Source organism: Pseudomonas sp. KCJK8993 (assembly GCF_046230915.1).
GTDB classification, from domain to species: Bacteria; Pseudomonadota; Gammaproteobacteria; order Pseudomonadales; family Pseudomonadaceae; genus Aquipseudomonas; species Aquipseudomonas piscis.
Genome location: NZ_JBJJLO010000035.1, coordinates 1 through 19,770, shown reverse-complemented (window position 1 = coordinate 19,770; position 19,770 = coordinate 1). Strand labels below are relative to the sequence as shown.

23 protein-coding genes are annotated in these 19,770 nt (G+C 61.4%); 11 read left to right on the top strand and 12 right to left on the bottom strand.

The window, feature by feature from the left end:
• Positions 1–187: 187 nt before the first annotated feature.
• Positions 188–1,144 carry a DMT family transporter gene (locus tag ACK6AU_RS13695; protein ID WP_185699374.1) on the bottom strand — a complete coding sequence of 319 codons (957 nt, stop codon included), beginning with the start codon at positions 1,142–1,144 and terminating at the stop codon, positions 188–190.
• An 86-nt stretch (positions 1,145–1,230) separates the two neighbouring features.
• Between ACK6AU_RS13695 and ACK6AU_RS13690 the strand changes: the two genes are divergently transcribed.
• The 3 genes from ACK6AU_RS13690 to ACK6AU_RS13680 all read left to right on the top strand — a co-directional run bounded on the left by ACK6AU_RS13690 (position 1,231) and on the right by ACK6AU_RS13680 (position 4,332).
• Positions 1,231–2,124 carry a LysR family transcriptional regulator gene (locus ACK6AU_RS13690; RefSeq protein WP_185699375.1) on the top strand — a complete coding sequence of 298 codons (894 nt, stop codon included), beginning with the start codon at positions 1,231–1,233 and terminating at the stop codon, positions 2,122–2,124.
• A 60-nt stretch (positions 2,125–2,184) separates the two neighbouring features.
• Entirely contained in the window at positions 2,185–3,723 is a 1,539-nt protein-coding gene (locus ACK6AU_RS13685; protein ID WP_409299609.1) for an EAL domain-containing protein, read from the top strand.
• A gap of 243 nt (positions 3,724–3,966) precedes the next feature.
• Entirely contained in the window at positions 3,967–4,332 is a 366-nt protein-coding gene (locus tag ACK6AU_RS13680) for a histone-like nucleoid-structuring protein, MvaT/MvaU family (protein ID WP_185699377.1), read from the top strand.
• Between the two features lie 245 nt (positions 4,333–4,577).
• Here the strand turns inward: ACK6AU_RS13680 and ACK6AU_RS13675 are convergent, their stop codons facing one another.
• Positions 4,578–5,105: a DUF4946 domain-containing protein gene (locus tag ACK6AU_RS13675; RefSeq protein ID WP_409299608.1), complete on the bottom strand. Its 528-nt coding sequence runs from the start codon at positions 5,103–5,105 to the stop codon at positions 4,578–4,580.
• A 198-nt stretch (positions 5,106–5,303) separates the two neighbouring features.
• Here ACK6AU_RS13675 and gloA point away from each other — a divergent pair, with 198 nt between their 5' ends.
• Positions 5,304–5,825 carry a lactoylglutathione lyase gene (gene gloA / locus ACK6AU_RS13670; protein WP_185699379.1) on the top strand — a complete coding sequence of 174 codons (522 nt, stop codon included), beginning with the start codon at positions 5,304–5,306 and terminating at the stop codon, positions 5,823–5,825.
• A gap of 87 nt (positions 5,826–5,912) precedes the next feature.
• Here the strand turns inward: gloA and ahpF are convergent, their stop codons facing one another.
• The 3 genes from ahpF to ACK6AU_RS13655 form a co-directional block, all read right to left on the bottom strand.
• Positions 5,913–7,478: an alkyl hydroperoxide reductase subunit F gene (gene ahpF, locus ACK6AU_RS13665; protein ID WP_185699380.1), complete on the bottom strand. Its 1,566-nt coding sequence runs from the start codon at positions 7,476–7,478 to the stop codon at positions 5,913–5,915.
• A 120-nt stretch (positions 7,479–7,598) separates the two neighbouring features.
• Entirely contained in the window at positions 7,599–8,162 is a 564-nt protein-coding gene (gene ahpC, locus ACK6AU_RS13660; protein WP_017907017.1) for an alkyl hydroperoxide reductase subunit C, read from the bottom strand.
• Positions 8,163–8,312: 150 nt separating this feature from the next.
• The gene (locus ACK6AU_RS13655) at positions 8,313–9,251 is read right to left on the bottom strand and encodes a site-specific integrase (RefSeq protein WP_409299607.1); all 939 of its coding nucleotides are present in this window, start codon (positions 9,249–9,251) and stop codon (positions 8,313–8,315) included.
• A gap of 179 nt (positions 9,252–9,430) precedes the next feature.
• On the opposite strand from ACK6AU_RS13655, the gene ACK6AU_RS13650 reads away from it, so the two are divergent.
• Positions 9,431–10,435, top strand: coding sequence for a DNA-binding protein (locus ACK6AU_RS13650; RefSeq protein ID WP_409299606.1), 1,005 nt, complete (start codon positions 9,431–9,433; stop codon positions 10,433–10,435).
• Here ACK6AU_RS13650 and gorA read toward each other — a convergent pair whose 3' ends face one another.
• Together gorA and galU are read right to left on the bottom strand one after the other, a co-directional pair.
• Positions 10,436–11,794: a glutathione-disulfide reductase gene (gene gorA / locus ACK6AU_RS13645; RefSeq protein WP_185699383.1), complete on the bottom strand. Its 1,359-nt coding sequence runs from the start codon at positions 11,792–11,794 to the stop codon at positions 10,436–10,438.
• Positions 11,795–11,926: 132 nt separating this feature from the next.
• Positions 11,927–12,766 (bottom strand): UTP--glucose-1-phosphate uridylyltransferase GalU, encoded by an 840-nt coding sequence (galU, locus tag ACK6AU_RS13640; RefSeq protein WP_022639112.1) that lies wholly within the window; start codon positions 12,764–12,766, stop codon positions 11,927–11,929.
• Positions 12,767–13,184: 418 nt separating this feature from the next.
• On the opposite strand from galU, the gene ACK6AU_RS13635 reads away from it, so the two are divergent.
• Positions 13,185–13,466, top strand: coding sequence for a hypothetical protein (locus ACK6AU_RS13635; protein ID WP_185699384.1), 282 nt, complete (start codon positions 13,185–13,187; stop codon positions 13,464–13,466).
• A 6-nt stretch (positions 13,467–13,472) separates the two neighbouring features.
• On the opposite strand, the gene ACK6AU_RS13630 is transcribed toward ACK6AU_RS13635, so the two are convergent.
• From ACK6AU_RS13630 to ACK6AU_RS13615, 4 genes are all read right to left on the bottom strand, one after another.
• Complete coding sequence (locus ACK6AU_RS13630) at positions 13,473–13,703, bottom strand: hypothetical protein (RefSeq protein WP_022639115.1); 231 nt, start codon at positions 13,701–13,703, stop codon at positions 13,473–13,475.
• A 69-nt stretch (positions 13,704–13,772) separates the two neighbouring features.
• The gene (locus ACK6AU_RS13625) at positions 13,773–14,624 is read right to left on the bottom strand and encodes a c-type cytochrome (RefSeq protein ID WP_409299626.1); all 852 of its coding nucleotides are present in this window, start codon (positions 14,622–14,624) and stop codon (positions 13,773–13,775) included.
• A 65-nt stretch (positions 14,625–14,689) separates the two neighbouring features.
• Positions 14,690–15,340 carry a c-type cytochrome gene (locus ACK6AU_RS13620; protein WP_409299605.1) on the bottom strand — a complete coding sequence of 217 codons (651 nt, stop codon included), beginning with the start codon at positions 15,338–15,340 and terminating at the stop codon, positions 14,690–14,692.
• A 209-nt stretch (positions 15,341–15,549) separates the two neighbouring features.
• Positions 15,550–15,903, bottom strand: coding sequence for a hypothetical protein (locus ACK6AU_RS13615; RefSeq protein WP_185699387.1), 354 nt, complete (start codon positions 15,901–15,903; stop codon positions 15,550–15,552).
• 215 nt (positions 15,904–16,118) lie between these two features.
• On the opposite strand from ACK6AU_RS13615, the gene ACK6AU_RS13610 reads away from it, so the two are divergent.
• From ACK6AU_RS13610 to ada, 5 genes are all read left to right on the top strand, one after another.
• Positions 16,119–16,421 (top strand): DUF1883 domain-containing protein, encoded by a 303-nt coding sequence (locus ACK6AU_RS13610; protein WP_409299604.1) that lies wholly within the window; start codon positions 16,119–16,121, stop codon positions 16,419–16,421.
• Positions 16,422–16,459: 38 nt separating this feature from the next.
• The gene (locus tag ACK6AU_RS13605) at positions 16,460–16,630 is read left to right on the top strand and encodes a hypothetical protein (RefSeq protein ID WP_022639120.1); all 171 of its coding nucleotides are present in this window, start codon (positions 16,460–16,462) and stop codon (positions 16,628–16,630) included.
• 89 nt (positions 16,631–16,719) lie between these two features.
• Positions 16,720–17,436: a 2OG-Fe(II) oxygenase gene (locus ACK6AU_RS13600; RefSeq protein WP_409299603.1), complete on the top strand. Its 717-nt coding sequence runs from the start codon at positions 16,720–16,722 to the stop codon at positions 17,434–17,436.
• The gene (alkB, locus tag ACK6AU_RS13595; protein ID WP_409299602.1) at positions 17,426–18,160 is read left to right on the top strand and encodes a DNA oxidative demethylase AlkB; all 735 of its coding nucleotides are present in this window, start codon (positions 17,426–17,428) and stop codon (positions 18,158–18,160) included. The genes ACK6AU_RS13600 and alkB overlap by 11 nt, the downstream gene beginning before the upstream one ends.
• Positions 18,161–18,191: 31 nt before the next feature.
• Positions 18,192–19,265, top strand: a complete 1,074-nt coding sequence (gene ada / locus ACK6AU_RS13590; protein ID WP_409299601.1) for a bifunctional DNA-binding transcriptional regulator/O6-methylguanine-DNA methyltransferase Ada — start codon at positions 18,192–18,194, stop codon at positions 19,263–19,265.
• Here the strand turns inward: ada and ACK6AU_RS13585 are convergent.
• The gene (locus ACK6AU_RS13585) at positions 19,229–19,717 is read right to left on the bottom strand and encodes a GyrI-like domain-containing protein (RefSeq protein ID WP_185699392.1); all 489 of its coding nucleotides are present in this window, start codon (positions 19,715–19,717) and stop codon (positions 19,229–19,231) included. The two genes, ada and ACK6AU_RS13585, sit on opposite strands and share 37 nt — an antisense overlap.
• Positions 19,718–19,770: the final 53 nt, after the last annotated feature.

The following is a 19,770-nucleotide window of genomic DNA, read 5'->3' as shown; positions in this document are numbered from 1 at the left end:
AAGGCAGGTGGTGCGCAGGAAATGCCCCGCACGCTGCGCGCGAGGAAGTCACCATAGATGAGTTGGAATCCGAGAATCTTCATATCGGTCCTGTCTTGCCGGCTGGCCAGGCTTCTGCTGCCAGAAGACTTTATTATTGTATGCGTAACCAGATTCTACACAGCGTAAAAGCCTTTGTCCGCACTCTTTATGAAATCGCCTTTCTTGTCCCCTTCGCAAGGGGCCGGTTGCACTGGTAGATGCCGCCCAGGATCAGCGCGCCGCCCAGCACCATCACCAGGCTCAGTTGTTCGGCCAGCAGCAGCGCGCCGAGAATCACCGCCGTCAGCGGGTTGAGGGCGATGAACACTCCGGAGCGGGTGGCGCCGATCCGCCGCAGGCCGTCGTAGTACCAGATGTAGGCCAGCGCCGACCCCAGTACACCCAAGTAGAGAAGAGCCAGGCCCTGGGCCAGGTCCAGGCGCAGCACCGCTTGCAGGTCGAATTCGCCGCGCACCAGGGTCGCCGCGCACAGCATCAAGGTCCCCAGCACCACCGAGTAGGTCACCGTCTGCAGCGGTCCCAGGCTCTGGTTCAGTTCCTTGGAAAACAGCGAATACACGCCCCAGCCCAGGACACAGCCGAGGATCAACAGGTCGCCGCGCCAACTCCCCGCCTGGCTGGCCAGGGCCGAAGGATCACGACTGCAGATCACCAGGGCCGCACCTCCCAGGCACAGGCCGATACCCAGCAGCTTGCGCCGGTCCAGGCGCTCCTTGAACAGCGCCCAGGATGCCAGGGCGATCACCGCCGGGTTCAAGGCGACGATCAGCGAGGCCCGCGAGGCGTTGATCCGTTGCAGGCCGAGGAAAAAGCACAGGTTGTAGAAAAAGATCCCGAAGAACCCCAGGAGCGCCAGCTGGCCGAGTTGCCTGAAGCTCGGGCGCGCCAGGGGAATCCGCGCCAGGGCCATGAAGCCCAGCAGGGCCAGGCTGGCCAGGAGAAAACGCAGGCTGGCGGCCAGCAACGGCGACAGCCCCGAGGCCAGGTAGCGCCCGGCGACGAAGGTGCCGCCCCAGATCATGGTGACCGCCGCCAACTTGCAATAGACCCCCAGGTCGTTGTGCCGGGTGTCCAGTGGGGCAAAGAAACTGCTCTCGCTCATGTTGATCGCACTCGAAGAAGATCGGATTTGTCTTGCCGGGATATTCTTTGTCTAATGCCTGATCATCGTAAAATGAGCTTTTACTCATGACCCTGACCCAGCTGGAAATCTTTTCCCGGGTGGCCGAGCTCCAGGGCTTCACCAGCGCCGCCACGCGCCTGGGCATCAGCCAGTCGGCGGTGTCCCACGCCATCAGGTCCCTGGAACAGGAATTGGGGGTCGAGTTGTTCCGTCGACACCAGGCCCAGGTCGAGCTCACCGATATCGGCCGGCAACTGCTGCTACGGGCCCGGGCCATGCTCGGCCTGGCAGCGACGTTGGAACAGGAGGCCGCCGATGCCCGGGGCATGAAGCGTGGCACCTTGCGCATCGGCTCGTTCGGCCCCACCTCCTCCATCCGCCTGCTGCCACCGATCCTGGCGCAATACCACGCCCGGTACCCGGGGATCGAAGTGCATATCGACGAAGGTCCGGACCGCCAGGTCCTGCAGTGGCTGGAGGAGCGGCGTATCGACCTGGGCTTCGTGGTGCTGCCCCAGGAACGCTTCGACAGCTTTCCCCTGGTGCAGGACCAACTGCTGGCCCTGGTTCCCACAGGCCATCCCCTGGCCGGGGAGTCGCAGCTGAGCCTGGAGCAGCTGTGCCAGGATCCCTTCGTCCTCACCGAGGCCGGCTCTGCGGAACTGGTGTCGCGGTTGTTCATTGGCGCCGGGCTGGTCCCCAACATTCGCTATCGCTGCTCACAATTGCTCAGCACCCTGGAAACCGTGGCCCGGGGCGATGCCCTGAGCATCGTCGCCCAATTGTCGTTGCCCCAAGGGGCGGACCCGCGCTATACAAGTCGCCCATTGGTGCCAGCGGTGCAGCGCAAGATCGGTGTCGCGGTGCTGGACCGGCGCCAGTCATCGCCGGCGACCCTGGCCTTCATCGACCTTGCCCAACGTCTCTGTAGCCAGGCAAAGCCTTCTATCCTGCAATGATCCAGGCAATGCGCGGCCTTGACCGGCGCCCTGCCCTCCCCCTTGCCACAGGTCCGCCCCATGCCGCTGTCCGCCAAAGGTCCACTCCAACGCTCTACCCGCACCGTCTGGACCTTGCTGGCGATACTCCTGCCGATCGTGCTCGGAGCCGTCATCCTTTACCTCCAGGCGCAACGGACCCTGCTGCACAACAGCCTGGAAATCGCCGAGGAAGCCATCGGGCAGTTCGACCAGATGCTCGACCATTCCGACAGCGCCGCCCGTGCCCTGTTGCCCCTGGCCGGACAGAAGTGCGACGCCGCCCGGCAACTGGCCCTGCGCGAACAGGTGACCCGGCGCCCGCTGGTGCGCTCCACCAACCTGGTGTGGCGCGACAACAACTACTGCAGTTCATACCTGGGCAACTATGCAGCGGTTCTCGACCCCCGGGACTACGTGGAGGGCCGGCTGCGCCTGATGGACGGCAACCACGTCACTCCCGAGACTCCGCTGCTGGTCTACCGCTTGAGCGACGGCGACGGCGCGGCCCTGGCAGCCATCAACGGCTATCACCCGACCAACACCTTGCGCATGCTCAGCCGTTTCGCCCAGCTGCAGTTGCAAGTGGGCCGGCACTGGCTGTCCAGTGACGGCCAGGTGCGCGAAGGCAATGCGCCCCTGGCAGCGGTCGCCAGCCAGCAGCTGACCTCGTCGCGCTATCCCTACAGCATCAATGCCGGGTTCGCCCAGGGCAGTGTCTGGCGCTATATGAAAAGCCAGTATCCAGTCCTGTTCAGCCTGCTGGTCTTCCTCGGCGCCGCCGCGGGTGGCCTCGCCCACTGGCTGCAACAGCGTGCCGTTTCCCCCAGGCACGAACTGCAGCGGGCGCTGGTGGCGCGGGAATTCATCCCGTACTTCCAGCCGATTGTGCGCGGCGATGGCTTGCACTGGGCCGGCATCGAGGTGCTGATGCGCTGGCAGCATCCCAGGGAAGGACTGGTCCGCCCCGACCTGTTCATTCCCTTCGCCGAACATACGGGGCTGATAGTGCCCATGACCCGTTCGTTGCTGCGCCAGACCCGGGAGGTACTGGCGCCCTGGGCCGGGAACTTCACCGACGGTTTTCACATCGCCATCAACATCACTGCGCGCCATTGCCAGGACCTGCAATTGCTGGAGGACTGCCGGGAGTTCCTGGCGGCATTCGAGCCGGGCAAGGTAGTCCTGGTGCTGGAGTTGACCGAACGCGAACTGATCGAGCCCACTGCCGTCACCCAGCAGCTGTTCGCTGAACTGCGTGAGCTGGGGGTGATGATCGCCATTGATGACTTCGGTACCGGCCACTCCAGCCTGGGTTACCTGCGCACCTTCAACGTCGACTACTTGAAAATCGACAAGAGCTTCGTGGCCATGATCGGTGCCGATGCACTGTCGCTGCATATACTCGACAGCATTATCGAACTCTCACTCAAACTCGACCTGAGCATAGTCGCCGAAGGTATTGAAACTGCCGAACAACGGGATTACCTGACAGCCAAGGGCGTGCACTTGCTCCAGGGTTACTTGTTTGGAAAGCCCATGCCCAGCTCAGAATTTGTTACAGCTATAGCGCGCCATTAAATAGCCATGCCAGAAAAAATAATGCTCGACAGCTAACTCCGGACATGAGCAGCTTTGCATCAATTTGCAAATATGGCCTGGAACAAGAACAACACGATTTACTCCCGACGCGTTAACTACTACAATTTTTCACGCCTGTATAAGATTCACAGGTAGGCCAGTTAATCGAACCTTAACCAGTTCATGGCTTATAGCTTTGTTTGTGCTGTGTATTAGCCAAAATAGACTATTGGAGTGAAGATATTGTCCAGACTTGCTGAATTCCGTGCTGCCGAGAAAGCACTTCAAGAACAGCTCGCCCAGCTTGAATCCCTGAAGAACGACGCCGGGCTCAAGAAGGAAATCGAGTTCGAGGAAAAACTCCAGGCTCTGATGAAGTCCTACGACAAGAACCTGCGTGACATCATCGCGATCCTCGATCCAAACCTGGGCAAGGCCAGCCTGCCACAGGCCAGCGCCCCTAAACAGCGCCGCGCCCGAGTGGTCAAGGTCTACCAGAACCCGCACACCGGCGAGCTGATCGAAACCAAGGGCGGCAACCATCGCGGCCTGAAGGCTTGGAAAGAACAATACGGCGCCGCCACTGTAGACTCCTGGCTGCGTGCTTGAACAAAGCCGCACCTGAAAAAGGCCCTGCACATGCAGGGCTTTTTATTGAGTGGAATAATTTTATTGCCCCCAGGGTCAAAGGAAATATCTTACGTACATTGCGGGTAGGCTGCTGCATCGCATCCGCCCTCTCGCGAGCTACAGCCAGCGTGCAATAAGGGCCGGGCATGCCCAACTTCACGCTTAATGCCTTTCGATAACGAACCTGCAACACGCGAAAAGCAAATGACGAGCCTTAAACCCGCTTAAAGTTTCAGGTTATTTCGAATAGCTAGCACTTCGTCCCGACTATCGGCATAAGCCGCTGCCTGGCCAGCGTATGAAAGTACATAAGCCTTATCCCCATCCAATGCGGCCACCAATGTTTGTGACAGCACATGCCGACCATTCTGGGTAATAGTGCAAGTGGTTTCCAATGCTTCGAGGCGACTCAACTGCGCGGTATGGATCTTGTTGCACACGCTCTGGTAACCACCTTGGGCAAAGTCCTTCTGTACAGACTTGCGCATCTCCAGCAGGACCCCCGGAAGATTGACTACATGCCCGGGCTCGACCTGGCTCACGGTCAACTCCATGACCAGTTGCGGATTACCCGCGGCGTCGTTCTTCACCGCCCGCTGGCGCGACACCTGGGCAATCTGGTCGGTCTCCTGGGAGGGCACCGGCTCCACCGTCCAACCCTGGGGCCAATTGATTTCGGGAGCAGCCTGGGCGGCACCGGCAACCATTGCCAGCAACAGGACTACAACGGGGCTTCTGAACGACAGGATCATGTTTTGCACACTGGAAAAGGGAGCCTGGAGTCTGAGCCCGGCGCCAGGAATGGGCAATAGATCAAGAGCTTTGGGTTTGGCCCATCCCAGGCACTTGCGTATCATTGGTCAATCCCAAGGATGTCCGAACCAACGCCCCGGCAAGCCGCTGCCCGAGCCTTCGATCAGCCCTTGCCGCCTCATTTTCCCGGAGGGCCCATGAGCCTCAACGAACTCAATGCTTTTCCCGGCGTAACCGCCCAGCCTGACGCCGCCACCGCCCGCTTCGTGTTCAACCACACCATGTTGCGCGTCAAGGACATCACCCGCTCCCTGGACTTCTACACCCGGGTCCTGGGTTTCTCCCTGGTTGAGAAGCGTGATTTCCCCGAGGCTGAGTTCAGCCTGTACTTCCTCGCCCTGGTGGACAAGGCGCAGATCCCGGCCGACGCCGCGGCGCGTACCGAATGGATGAAGTCGATCCCCGGCATTCTCGAGCTGACCCACAACCACGGCACCGAGAACGACCCGCAGTTCGCCTATCACAACGGTAATACCGACCCCCGCGGTTTCGGCCACATCTGCATCTCGGTACCGGACATCGTCGCCGCCTGCGAGCGCTTCGAAGCCCTGGGCTGCGATTTCCAGAAGCGCCTGAACGACGGCCGCATGAAAAGCCTGGCCTTCATCAAGGATCCGGATGGCTACTGGGTCGAAATCATCCAGCCAGCCCCGCTGTAAGGCCGCAGCCAGCCGGACCTGGTTCGCCAGGCAAGAAAAAACCCCATGGGCCATGGCTCATGGGGTTTTGTTGTTCCAGGAGGCGGCTCAGTCCGGCGCCGAGGTCCGGATCAGGTGGTCAAAAGCACTCAGGGATGCCTTGGCGCCCTCGCCCACCGCGATCACGATCTGCTTGTACGGCACCGTGGTGACGTCACCTGCCGCAAACACTCCAGGCAAGGAAGTCTCGCCGCGAGCATCGACGATGATCTCGCCACGTGGCGACAATTCAACCGTGCCCTTGAGCCAGTCGGTGTTGGGCAGCAGGCCGATCTGCACGAAGATGCCTTCCAGCTCGACGTTGTTGAACTCACCCGACTGGCGATCCTTGTAGACCAGGCCAGTGACCTTCTGCCCGTCACCCTTGACTTCGCTGGTCAGGGCGCTGGTGATGACCTTGACGTTGGGCAGGCTGAACAACTTGCGTTGCAGCACAGCGTCGGCACGCAGTTGGCTGTCGAACTCCAGCAGGGTCACATGGCTGACGATACCTGCCAGGTCGATGGCCGCTTCGACACCGGAGTTGCCGCCGCCGATCACTGCCACGCGCTTGCCCTTGAACAGCGGGCCATCGCAGTGCGGGCAGAAGCACACACCCTTGGCCTTGTACTCTTGCTCACCGGGCACGCCCATTTCACGCCAGCGCGCACCGGTGGCCAGGATCACCGACTTGGCCTTGAGGCTGGCGCCACTCTCGAACCGCACCTCATGCAGGCCACCCGCATCCTTGGCTGGCACCAGGGCACTGGCACGCTGCAGGTTCATGATATCGACGTCGTATTGCTTGACGTGCTCTTCCAGGGCCGCGGCCAGCTTCGGGCCTTCAGTCTCCTGCACCGAGATGAAGTTCTCGATGGCCATGGTGTCCAGCACTTGTCCACCGAAACGCTCGGCGACCACGCCGGTGCGGATCCCCTTGCGCGCAGCATAGATGGCTGCCGCAGCGCCGGCCGGGCCACCGCCCACCACCAGCACGTCGAAGGCTTCCTTGGCGCTGAGTTTCTGCGCTTGTTTCTCCACTGCGCCGGTGTCGAGCTTGGCCAGGATTTCTTCCAGACCCATGCGGCCCTGGCCGAAATTCACGCCATTGAGGTAGATGCTGGGCACGGCCATGACTTTGCGCTCGTCAACCTCGGCCTGGAACAGCGCGCCATCGATGGCCACGTGGCGAATATTGGGGTTGAGCACCGCCATCAGGTTCAGTGCCTGGACCACGTCCGGGCAGTTCTGGCAGGACAGCGAGAAATAGGTTTCGAAGTTGAACTCGCCCTTGAGCGAGCGGACCTGCTCGATCACTTCCGCGCTGGCCTTGGATGGATGGCCACCCACTTGCAGCAGGGCCAGTACCAGGGAGGTGAACTCGTGGCCCATGGGGATACCGGCGAAACGCAGGCTGATATCACTCCCCGGGCGATTCAACGAGAACGACGGCTTGCGCGCATCGGTACCGTTGTCGAGCAAGGTAATTTGAGTGGAAAGACTGACGATGTCTTTGAGTAGCGCGAGCATTTCCTGGGATTTCGCACCGTCGTCGAGGGAGGCGACGATCTCGATCGGCTGTGTGACCCGCTCCAGGTATGACTTCAACTGAGATTTAAGATTGGCGTCCAACATACGGGCGATTTCCTTTGATTCGGTAAAAAAACAACGCCCGGGCGAATCTCGCCCGGGCGTTATTTGAGGGCGGTGCGGCTTACTTAAGTGCGGATGACCGCCTCTGGATGACGCATGGACTTAGATCTTGCCGACCAGGTCCAGGGACGGAGCCAGGGTGGCCTCGCCTTCTTTCCACTTGGCTGGGCAGACTTCGCCTGGGTGGGCAGCGACGTACTGGGCGGCCTTGATCTTGCGCAGCAGTTCGGAAGCGTCACGGCCTACGCCGCCATCGTTGATTTCAACGATCTTGATCTGGCCTTCCGGGTTGATCACGAAGGTACCGCGGTCAGCCAGGCCGGCTTCTTCGATCAGCACGTCGAAGTTGCGCGAGATAGCCAGGGTCGGATCGCCGATCATGGTGTACTTGATCTTGCCGATGGCTGGCGACGTGTTGTGCCAGGCAGCGTGGGCGAAGTGGGTGTCGGTGGAAACGCTGTAGATCTCAACGCCCAGCTTCTGGAATTCGGCATAGTTGTCGGCCAGGTCTTCCAGTTCGGTCGGGCAGACGAAGGTGAAGTCGGCTGGGTAGAAGAACACGACAGACCACTTGCCTTTGAGGTCGGCATCCGATACTTCGACGAACTCACCGTTTTTGAATGCAGTAGCTTTGAACGGTTTAACTTGGCTGTTGATGATAGGCATCGTTGACTCTCCATCAGTGGTTGAAGACATTGGGTGAAAACTTGATGGGGAGAATCCTAGCCAATGAGTCGCCATCTGGCTCATTGGTAAACCTGATGCTCTCGATTGGTTTTGGCTATGAGCCCTGAGTATTAATAGAAAAAACCTTGCCTAAGGATCGACTGCCTTCTCCCTGAGCTGCGCCATGCCCGCGAAGGGCTCTGCCTCGACATAGCGCATGGCCGATTTCAGGTCCTTCCAGCCCACGTAGGCCATCAGCGACTTCAGATCCCAGCCGATGCGCTGGGCCCAGGTGGCGAACCCGCGGCGCAGGGAATGGCTGGTGTAGCGCTCGGCGGCGATACCCGCGCGCTCCAGCACCTGGCGCAGCAGGGGAATCACGCTGTTGGCATGCAGCCCCTGCTCGCCCAGGTTGCCCCAGCGATCGATGGCGCGAAATACCGGCCCGCGCACCAGTGCGGCGGTATTGATCCATTCGATGTAGGCCTGTACCGGGCACAGCCGCAGCAAGGCGGGCGTGCTGTAGGTACGGCCCAGGTTGTCGCGATCACCCTTGCTGCGCGGCAAGTACAGGCTGATGCCGGAGCCGGCGTGGGCCTGCACATGCTCGACCTGCACACGACAGAGCTCGTCGCTGCGAAAGCCACGCCAGAACCCCAGCAGGATCAACGCCCGATCCCGCCGCGCCCGCAGCAGGCCGGCCTGGCAACGCTCGACCAGAGCCTGCGACGCCTGTTCATCGAGCCAGCTGGCCACCCGCTCCAGATCCTGCAACTGCAAGGGTACGGCCTGCTTCTCCTGGGCCGGATGCAGGGCCCGAATGCCCTTGAGCACCTGGCGCACCACCGGGGCCTTGGTCGGGTCGACGAAACCCTGGCTGTTATGCCACTGCGCCAATGCCGACAACCGCAGCTTCAGGGTGTTGATCGACAACTCACCGGCATAGGCCGCCAGATAACGGGCGACGCCTTCCGCCGTCGCCGGGAGGAAGCCTCCCCACTGCACCTCGAAATGCTCGATGGCCGCTCGATAGCTGCGGCGAGTGTTATCGCGGGTGGCCGCTTGCAGATAACGATCCAGTTCACTCATGGCGCCTTGACTCCAGCACGTACAGGGCAAAATCGGCAGGAAAACCCGATGCAGGTCACTGAGATTGGATAATACTAAAATATCCATTGCCATGATCCTGCTATCTGGCATTTCAGTTCACGTGTACAATTACGTGAATTACATACCACGTAACACAGTACTAAATCGTTGGAGGAAAGATGGCTCGCGGAGGCATAAACAAAGCGGTGGTGAAAAAGGCGCGCCAAGCGATCCTTGCCCGCGGCGGACACCCCAGCATCGATGCAGTACGTATAGAAATGGGCAATACCGGCTCGAAAACCACCATCCACCGCTACTTGAAGGAACTGGATGACGGAGCCGGACAACGGGATTCCGGCCCGGCACCACTGGACGAAGAGCTGGCGGAGCTGGTCGGGCGCCTCGCCCGGCGTCTTTCGGAGCAGGCCCAGGAGCCACTGGAACAGGCCCTCGCCCACTTCCAGGAGCAAAAGCGGGCGCTGGAACAGCAACTGGAGGAAATGCGCCGTCACGAAGAGCAACTGCAGCAGCAAATACAGGACAAGGTCACGGCCCTGGCCAGCGAAAGTGCCGCGCTACACGACACCCGCAACATGCTGCAGGGCGAACGGACCCACAATGCCGAACTCGGCCAGGCCCTCAAGGATTACGACCTGCGCCTGGCCGACAAGGAGCAACAGATCCGTTCCCTGGAAGAAAAGCACCTGCATGCCCGCGACGCCCTGGAGCATTACCGCGCAGCCAGCAAGGAGCAGCGCGACCAGGAACTGCGCCGTCACGAGGGGCAAATGCAGCAAGTCCAGATAGAGTTGCGCCAAGCCCAGCAGAGCCTCCTGGTACGCCAGGATGAGATCACCCAGCTGCACCGCGACAACGAGCGCCTGCTCAGCGAGCAACGCACCACTCTCAAGGAGCTCAAGCAGGCCCAGCAAGCGCTGAGCCAGGGCAGCGCCCTGCAGGCGCAACTCAATGAGCAATTGGCCCGCCAGGGCAACGAAGGCACCCTGCTTCAGGAGCGCTTGCGCGTAGCTCAGGAAGAGATCCAGGCACTCAAGGAAGAGAATCGGCAACAAACCCGGACGGGCAAGGAACTGGAAGCACGCGCCACCAAGGCCGAGGCCAGCCTGGAGGCACTGCGCCTGGCTGCCGACAAGACCCAGCCAGGCACAGCAACGGACGCCTGATCAGCCGGCGATCGGGGTCCGCATGGTGACGAACTCTTCAGCGGCGGTCGGATGCACGCCGATGGTTTCGTCGAAGTCACGCTTGGTCGCCCCGGCCTTCAGTGCAATGGCCAGGCCCTGGACGATCTCGCCGGCCTCCGGGCCGACCATGTGGCAGCCCAGCACCTTGTCGCTCTCGGCATCCACCACCAGCTTCATCAGGGTGCGCTCCTGACAGTCGGTCAGGGTCAGCTTCATCGGCCGGAAACGGCTTTCGAAAATCTGCACCTGGTGCCCGGCCTCGCGCGCTTGCTCTTCGGTGAGACCGACGGTGCCGATGTTCGGCAGGCTGAACACGGCAGTAGGAATCATCCGGTAATCCACCGGGCGATACTGCTCGGGCTTGAACAGCCGGCGAGCCACGGCCATGCCTTCGGCCAGGGCCACCGGGGTCAACTGCACCCGGCCGATCACATCGCCAATGGCCAGGATCGACGGCTCGCTGCTCTGATACAGATCGTCGACCTCGATGAAGCCGCGCTTGTCGAGCTTGACCGCAGTGTTCTCCAGGCCCAGGTTGTCGAGCATCGGCCGGCGCCCCGTGGCATAGAACACGCAGTCGGCCGCCAGCCTGCGACCATCCTTGAGGGTAACCTCGAGGCTGCCGTCGGCCTGCTTGTCGATACGCTCAATGTCGGCATTGAATTGCAGCCCCAAGCCACGCTTGGTCAGCTCTTCCTGCAGATGCTTGCGCACCGCGCCATCGAAGCCACGCAGGAACAGGTCGCCGCGATACAGCAACTGGGTGTCCGCCCCCAGGCCGTGGAAGATCCCGGCGAACTCCACCGCGATGTAGCCGCCACCCACCACCAGGATGCGCTTGGGCAGCTCCTTGAGATAGAAGGCTTCGTTGGAACTGATGGCATGCTCGCGTCCCGGGATGTCCGGAATCTGCGGCCAGCCGCCAGTGGCGATCAGGATGTGCCTGGCGGTATAGCGCTGGCCATTGACCTCCACCTGATGCGGATCGATCAACTTGGCATGCCCTTCGTGCAGGGTCACGCCGCTGTTGACCAGCAAGTTGCGGTAGATGCCGTTGAGGCGATGGATTTCCCGGTCCTTGTTGGCGATCAGCGTCGCCCAGTCGAAACTCGCCTCGCCCAGATCCCAGCCGAACCCGGAGGCCTGCTCGAAGTCTTCGGCGAAGTGGGCGCCGTACACCAAGAGCTTCTTCGGCACGCAGCCGACGTTGACGCAGGTGCCCCCCAGGTAACGGCTCTCGGCCACCGCGACCTTCGCCCCGAAACCGGCGGCGAAGCGTGCGCAACGTACACCGCCGGAACCGGCGCCAATTACATACAGATCAAAATCGTAGGCCATTTCACTCTCCCAGGCAGGCTGACAAGCATAATCGCAGACGGCGAAGCGGTCAGCGCAGTGGATGGATATATGGGCGATAAATGAAAAAGCCACCCGCAGGTGGCTTTTCCGGAGGAAACCGTACAGCGGCTATCAGTAGGCCTTGCCGGTCTTGTAGAAGTTCTCGAAGCAGAAGTTGGTCGCCTCGATGTAGCCTTCGGCGCCACCACAGTCAAAACGCTTGCCCTTGAACTTGTAGGCCATCACGCAACCGTTTTGCGCCTGCTTCATCAGGGCGTCGGTGATCTGGATCTCGCCGCCCTTGCCTGGCTCGGTCTGCTCGATCAGGTCGAAGATATCCGGAGTCAGGATGTAGCGACCGATGATCGCCAGGTTCGACGGAGCATCCTCGGGCTTTGGCTTCTCGACCATGCTGTGGACGCGATAGATATCGTCGCGGATCATCTCGCCGGCGATCACGCCGTACTTGTTGGTTTCCTGCGGGTCGACTTCCTGGATGGCCACGATCGAGCAGCGGAACTGCTTGTACAGCTTGACCATCTGGGTCAGCACGCCGTCGCCTTCGAGGTTGACGCACAGGTCGTCAGCCAGCACTACGGCGAAAGGTTCGTCACCGATCAGCGGGCGGCCGGTGAGGATCGCATGGCCCAGGCCCTTCATTTCGGTCTGGCGGGTGTAGGAGAACGAGCACTCGTCCAGCAGCTTGCGGATACCGACCAGGTATTTTTCCTTGTCGGTGCCCTTGATCTGGTTTTCCAACTCGTAACTGATGTCGAAGTGGTCCTCGAGGGCGCGCTTGCCACGACCGGTCACGATGGAGATTTCATTCAATCCGGCATCCAGCGCTTCTTCAACGCCGTACTGGATCAGTGGCTTGTTCACCACCGGCAGCATTTCTTTGGGCATGGCCTTAGTCGCTGGCAGGAAGCGAGTACCGTAACCGGCTGCAGGGAACAAGCATTTCTTGATCATATGAGTCCTTAAATAAGGCTGTGCGTACGAGTTTCGGCGCAGTCTAATCAGGCGGCGAGCACCTTACAATGCCCCGCACTGGCTAACCGCTGCCATCATAGAGAAATAAAGCGCCAGATAGTTCCGCTGCGCCCATCGGATCGCTTGCGTCCTGACCCTAGAGGCTTGCAGTGCGCTGCTTCCAGCCCTGCCAGAGAGATTGCCGATAGTCCGTTTCTCGGGCATCCCCTCCCTGTTCGAAGCCTTTTCGGATACCCGGTGATGGCACCTGGCAGGAGGCCTCCGCTACCGATCTCGCGACATCGCCTGCAAGCAGCTACAACAAGGCCAAGAGCGATCAGCAATCCGTGTACGGTCATGGCCATTAGCTATAGCATCGCCAACAGATGTTCCCCCCTCTCAAGACGAAGAAAACCCCATGAACAAACTGCTGGCAATCTCGGCAATCCTGGCCCTGGGCGGCTGCGCCACCGTCTCCGACACCTACCTGGCCAATGGCGAACAGGCCTTGAGCATAGACTGTTCCGGAGAAGCCGGATCCTGGGCCAGTTGCTATGAAAAAGCCGAGGCCTCCTGCGCCGGCACCGGCTATCGGATCATCGGTACGCAAGGCACTCCCGCTCCCAGTGAAAGCGACAAGACCCTGGGCGCCGATGTCGGCAACTACAAAAGCCGCAGCGTGGTGGTGGTTTGCAAATAGCTAGACCTAGATGTGGATCTCGGCAAACTTGATCCCCAGGCCGCGAATGGTCTCGATCAAGTCATCCAGGCGCGCGAAGGACTCCACCTCGTCGCTGTCATCCACCAGGAAGTAGCTGCGCCCTGCGCTTTTCTTGAAAAACACGATCCATTCCCCGGAGTTTGCGGGGTTCTGGATCACATGAGTGGCAGAGATCAAGCCCTCTGCATGCTTTTCCCTGACGTGTTCCCGCTTCATGCTTTCTCCCCAAAAGACGATGCCGCCAGGGCAGGAGCCCGGACGGCATCGGTGACGATAGAAGACAGTTTATCGGATGCCTTGGCCGATCAGTACGCCATCTACCGTCTGCCCGTAGAGATTCACCCCATCGTTGGCGTGGAACTTGATGCGGGTCTTCTCGATCGAGCCGTCCACCAGGCGCGGATCCTGAGGCCGCTCATGACTGTTGACGAAGGCCGCGACGTCCCAGGCCTGCTCATCGCTCAGGCTGCCGCCCTTGCCCAAAGGCATGTTGTGCTTGATGAAGGAGGCCGCGGTATTGATCCGGTGCATCCCCGCTCCCCAGTTGTAGGAGTCCTTGCCCCAGAGCGGCGGCATCACGTAGCCCTCCCCTGACCTCTGTCCCTGGCCCTGCTCGCCATGGCAGACCGAGCACTGCGCCTGGTAGACCGCGGCGCCACGCTTGAGGTCATACCCCTTGGCCGGCTGTGGCACGTCGGGATAACCACGGCCCGGCAACTCGGTGCCCAACGGCGCCTTGCTCGCCAACCAATAGGCATATACCGACAACGCGGTGATTTCCGGGCTGTCCGCCGCCGGCGGCTGGCCGCCGTTCATGCTGAACTGGAAGCAGCCCTGCAAGCGTTCGGCGAAAGTATTGACCTTGTCGTTTTTCTTGCGATAAGCGGGATACATCGGGTAGGCGCCCCATAGTGGAGCGGAGTTGGCCAAGCGCCCCTGGTCCAGGTGGCAGTTGCTGCAATTAAGGCCGTTGCCCACATATTTCGGCGCCAGGCGCTTGGTATCGACGAACAGCGCATGCCCCTCGCGCACCAGCTTGCCGTAAGCGTTGTCCGGCAGTTCGCTCTCGGCCGGTGCCTGGAAATACTGGGTATGGGCGGACGCGCTCGGCGCCTGGATCTGCGACTGGTCTTCCATGGCGATCTCGGCCGCTTGCACCTGGACCGCCAGCGCCGCCAGCATCGCCCCTGCAATCATTGGCTTCATGGACGTACCTCCTTCTGAGTCAGGTTGGCGAAGTAGTCCGCCACCGCGGTCACTTCCTCGGCACTCAGCGACTTGGCGATATGCCCCATCAGGTCATTGGGGTCATTGTGTCGAGTCCCCTCGCGCCAGGCGTTCAACTGCGCCGCCAGGTAGGTAGCAGGCTGCCCGGCCAGCGGTGGAAAAGCCTGGCCGACACCCGCACCGCCCGGGCCATGACAACTGACGCACTCAGGTACCTGGCGCTCCCAGGCTCCGCGCAAGGCCAGGCGCTCGCCCACCCCGACCGCCGGCTGGGCACGGCTGGTAGCAAGGGTTTTCGAGGCAGGCATGGCCGCGAGGGTGGCGGTCACGGCGGAGATTTCATCTTCGGTCAGGGCCTTGGCCAGCGGCTGCATGACCGGGCTGGTACGAGCACCACTGCGAAAATCATGCAGTTGCTTGCTCAGGTACCCCGCCGACAAGCCGGCCAGACGCGGAAAACCGGCGGGCGCCAGGCCCATGGCATCGGCACCATGACAGGCCATGCAGGCCGTCGCCCCCGGTTGGGAGCCGCCCTGGGTGAAGACTTTCTGCCCGTCCACGGCATGGGCAGATTGCACAAGAAGCAGCATCAGGCCACTCAATAGCATTCGATCCAGTGGGATCATATGAACTCCATTATTCTAGTTATATGCTTAGACTTACTTGATATAAGCAGCAGAATAGTAGGTCAATAGATCCACAGCGACAACGCCCAATTACCCTCGGCAGCCCGGATAGCCGGGGTTGCCCGGTCTTTCCAGCAGGCAAAAAAAAACCTGCCGGCTTCCTGTCGAGCAGAGCAGGAAACCTTGCAGGCGTGCCGTTACGCGTCCCTTCAACCTGAGATACAGCGCTCCCCGGCCTTGAGCACATCCCCAGGACGCAACGGATTATTGGACATCTGCTCGTGCAGCTTGATGCTGCTGCCACCGGAGCGTTCGTCGATATAGAAAATCGCTGCCGGGGCCGACGACAAGCTTTGCGGGACTATCACCCGGTAACCGCCGGACTTGTTGGACTCAAGCTGCAAGGCACCACGGCTGTCGGCCAGTTTTGCGCTCAAGCACTTGGCGTACTCCTCGGGCTTCTTGCCGGAAATGACGTTCAGGGTCGGTGGCGTCTGGTTAATATCCGAGACGGTAGAGCAGCCACCGATTGCCAATGCCAGTAACCACACCCACCGCTTCATACGAAATCTCCAATAAAAATCCCTCCGACAGTCAGCACGTCGTTTTTCTCCGGAGGCACGACGTTATCGCCGATAAAAATCCAAATAACTGTTTTAAATTGTCAAAGCCCGACGGCGGCGCCGGATAATAAACCCTTCAGCCTGATAAACTGCAGCACCGCCCACGCAAACGTTTTTTGCTTTAGCCATCATCGGCTTCCTGGAGTCCCCCCAACATGAAATTCATCCACCAGCGCGAGCACCTCAACGAGGACGACATCGTCGTCATCGAATGCTCCCAGACCTGCAACATCCGCCTGATGAACGACGCCAACTTCCGCAGTTTCAAGAACGGTGGCCGGCACACCTACCACGGCGGCGCTTTCGACAAGTTCCCGGCGAAGATCACCGCCCCCAGCACCGGCTTCTGGAACATCACCATCGATACCGTTTCCCGGCGTGCCATCAGCGTGACCCGCAAGCCGCACCTGACCCACTCGATCCGCATCGTTCGCCGCTCCACTTCGAAACTGCGCTAGTTTGCGCTTTCCCCTCCTTGTGACAAACAGGTAGCCCCGTGCCCAACACCACCAAGTACGTCATCAAATACAAGCTCAACGGCGAGCGCCGCTTCGAATTCGCCCAGCTCGAGACAGGAACGGCAGAGGAAGCCCTGACCGCTCTGCTGGCCTTGCATGGCCAGAGCGACGACGTCATCAGCGATGTCAGCGTGAGCAAGGCCCTCTAATCGGATTCAAGCGCAAGCAGCGGAGTGCCCGTTACTTTCCGGGGCCGCAGACTGACCGCAGTCCGCCTTCTGTCCGGGAAACCTGCGCCATGACCGTCATCCCCCTGCCCCATCGCCTGCAACGACTGGATTGGGCCTGCATCGAACAGGCCCTGGACCAGGAGGGCTGCGCCCGCCTCGAAGGGCTGCTGAGCGTCGATGAATGCCAAGCCCTGAGCGGACTCTACCCCCACAGCGAACTGTTTCGCTCCAAGGTGCTCATGGCCCGCCATGGCTTCGGACTCGGCCAGTACCAGTACTTTCGCCATCCGCTGCCCGAGCTGGTGGTCCAGTTGCGCCAGCAGCTGTATCCACGCCTGGTGGCGATCGCCAATCGCTGGAACCTGGCCATGGACATCGACACCCGCTACCCCGACCAGCACACCCAGTTCCTGCAGCGCTGCCATGAGGCCGGCCAGCAACGCCCCACGCCGCTGTTGCTGCAATACACCGCAGGGGACTACAACTGCCTGCACCAGGACCTCTATGGCGAACATGTCTTTCCCTTGCAGGTGGTGTTCTTGCTGTCCCAACCCGAGAGAGACTTCACAGGTGGCGAGCTGGTGCTCACCGAACAGCGTCCACGGATGCAATCGCGTCCCCAGGTCATTGGTCTGAAGCAGGGTGATGGGCTGGTATTCGCCGTGCATCATCGACCGGTCAAAGGCTCGCGCGGTCATTACCGGGTGACCATGCGCCATGGCGTCAGCCGTGTGCACAGCGGCCAACGCCATGCTCTGGGAGTGATTTTCCACGATGCGCTCTAGCGATACCGCCCCTGCTAGCCTCGGCCTGTTCAGCGAGGAAGAACTGCAACAGCCTCCACGTGTGGAGCATCTGGGCCCACAATCCAGAGCGTTGCGCGGGTTCGCCTTGCCCTGGATCGAACGCCTGCTGCCGGCGCTGGAGCAGGTGCTGGCCCAGGCGCCCTTTCGCCAGATGCTCACCCCCGGCGGCTTCACCATGTCGGTGGGCCTGAGCAGTTGCGGGCAACTGGGCTGGACCACTGACTTGACTGGCTACCGCTACAGCGCCACCGACCCGCAGAGTGGACATCCATGGCCGACGATGCCCGAAGTCTTCCGCCAACTGGCCGTGGCGGCGGCGCACGCCGCAGGCTTCGCCGACTTCACCCCCGACTCCTGCCTGATCAACTGCTACCGTCCTGGGGCAAAGATGTCCTTGCACCAGGACAAGAACGAGCACGACTACAGCGCGCCCATCGTCTCCCTGTCCCTGGGCCTGCCGGCGGTCTTCCTGTTCGGCGGCCTGCAACGCAGCGATCGCAGCCTGAGGGTGCCCTTGCTGCACGGCGACGTGCTGGTCTGGGGCGGCGTGGATCGCCTGCGCTATCACGGCGTACTCCCCGTGAAGGATGGCAGCCATCCCTTGCTCGGCCAGCAACGGATCAACCTGACATTTCGCCAAGCCGGCCCGACCCCGGAATTGGACCGCAAGCGGCGGAGTGCCGAGCAAGGGGTACAGGGTTAAGCTGGCCACCATTCCCAGCCGAGAACCGACCATGAATGCTCCGTCGCGCAAACAGCGTATCGAACAGGACCCCCGCTGGCAGGCCGTGCTCAACCGCGACGCCAGCGCCGACGACCGCTTCGTCTATGCCGTCAGGACCACCGGCGTGTATTGCCGGCCCAGCAGCCTGTCACGCCTGCCGAAGGCGGAAAACGTCGAGTTCTTCGACAATGCCGAGCAGGCCGAGGCCGCAGGCTATCGCCCGAGCAAGCGCCAGGCCGGCGACCAGACCCAGCTCGCGGCGCACCATGGCGCACTGGTGGCGGCGGCCTGCCGGCAGATCGAGAGCGCCGAGTCGGCGCCCAGCCTGGAGCAACTGGCACAGCAGGCGGGGATGAGCAGCTACCACTTCCACCGGGTCTTCAAGGCGGTCACCGGCTTGACCCCGCGGGGCTATGCCAATGCGCAGCGCTCGCGCAAGGTCCGCTCGCATTTGCAGCAGGGTCAATCAGTGACGGATGCCCTGTACGACGCCGGCTTCAATTCCAACAGCCGCTTCTACGAGGCTGCGGACCAGGTCCTGGGCATGAAACCCAGCGACTATCGCGCAGGCGGCTCCAACCGCGATATCCGCTTCGCCGTGGGCCAGTGCTCGCTGGGAGCGATCTTGGTGGCCCAAAGCGAGCGCGGGGTCTGCGCCATTCTCCTGGGAGACGATCCCGAGCGGTTGGTGCAGGAACTGCAGGACAAGTTTCCCCGGGCCAACCTGATCGGCGCCGACCAGCAGTTCGAGCAACTGGTAGCCCAGGTGGTGGGTTTCATCGAGGCACCGGCCATCGGCCTGAACCTGCCCCTGGACCTGCGCGGCACTGCTTTCCAGGAGCGAGTCTGGCAGGCCCTGCGGGCTATCCCGGCCGGCAGCACGGCCAGTTATTCCGAGATCGCCCAGCGCATCGGTGCCCCGCGTTCGTACCGGGCGGTGGCGCAGGCTTGTGGTGCCAACAGCCTGGCCGTGGCGATTCCCTGCCACCGCGTGGTACGCAGCGACGGCGACCTCTCGGGCTATCGCTGGGGCGTGGAACGCAAGCGTCAGTTGCTGGAACGAGAAAGCTCGCCCGAGGCATGAACGCCAATATAGATGGCCACCGAGTCGGCGCCGGTATAGACCTCGAAGTCGGTGGCATAGGCGCGGCGTAACTGGGGGTTGTCCTGGAAGTAGGCCCAGATGAACTCCCAGGCCCGGATCACGCACTCCGGCATTTCCCCCCTGGCGCTGAACACCAGGTAATCCCCTCCCTGGATATCCACCATCGGATAATCGGCGCAGGCCGCGTCCAGCGCCACGCCGGCGGTCACGTCGAAATACCCCGAGGCATCGGATTCGTAGTTGGAATACACCCCGTAGACGAAGGAATCCATCTGCCTTGGGGCAATCTTGTCGTACAGGTTCTCGACGTAGAAACGCTGCCACATTGGACCGATCCGCGCGGTATCCGCCTGTTGTTCCAGGGTGTTGAGGGTACGCACCTGCAATCCCGCCACCCTGAAAGGCAGCACTTCCCGCAGTTTTACTTCCATGCTTGGCCTTCCTTAACGAAACGATGAGTGGAAAATCCCGGCGCAGTCTAGCG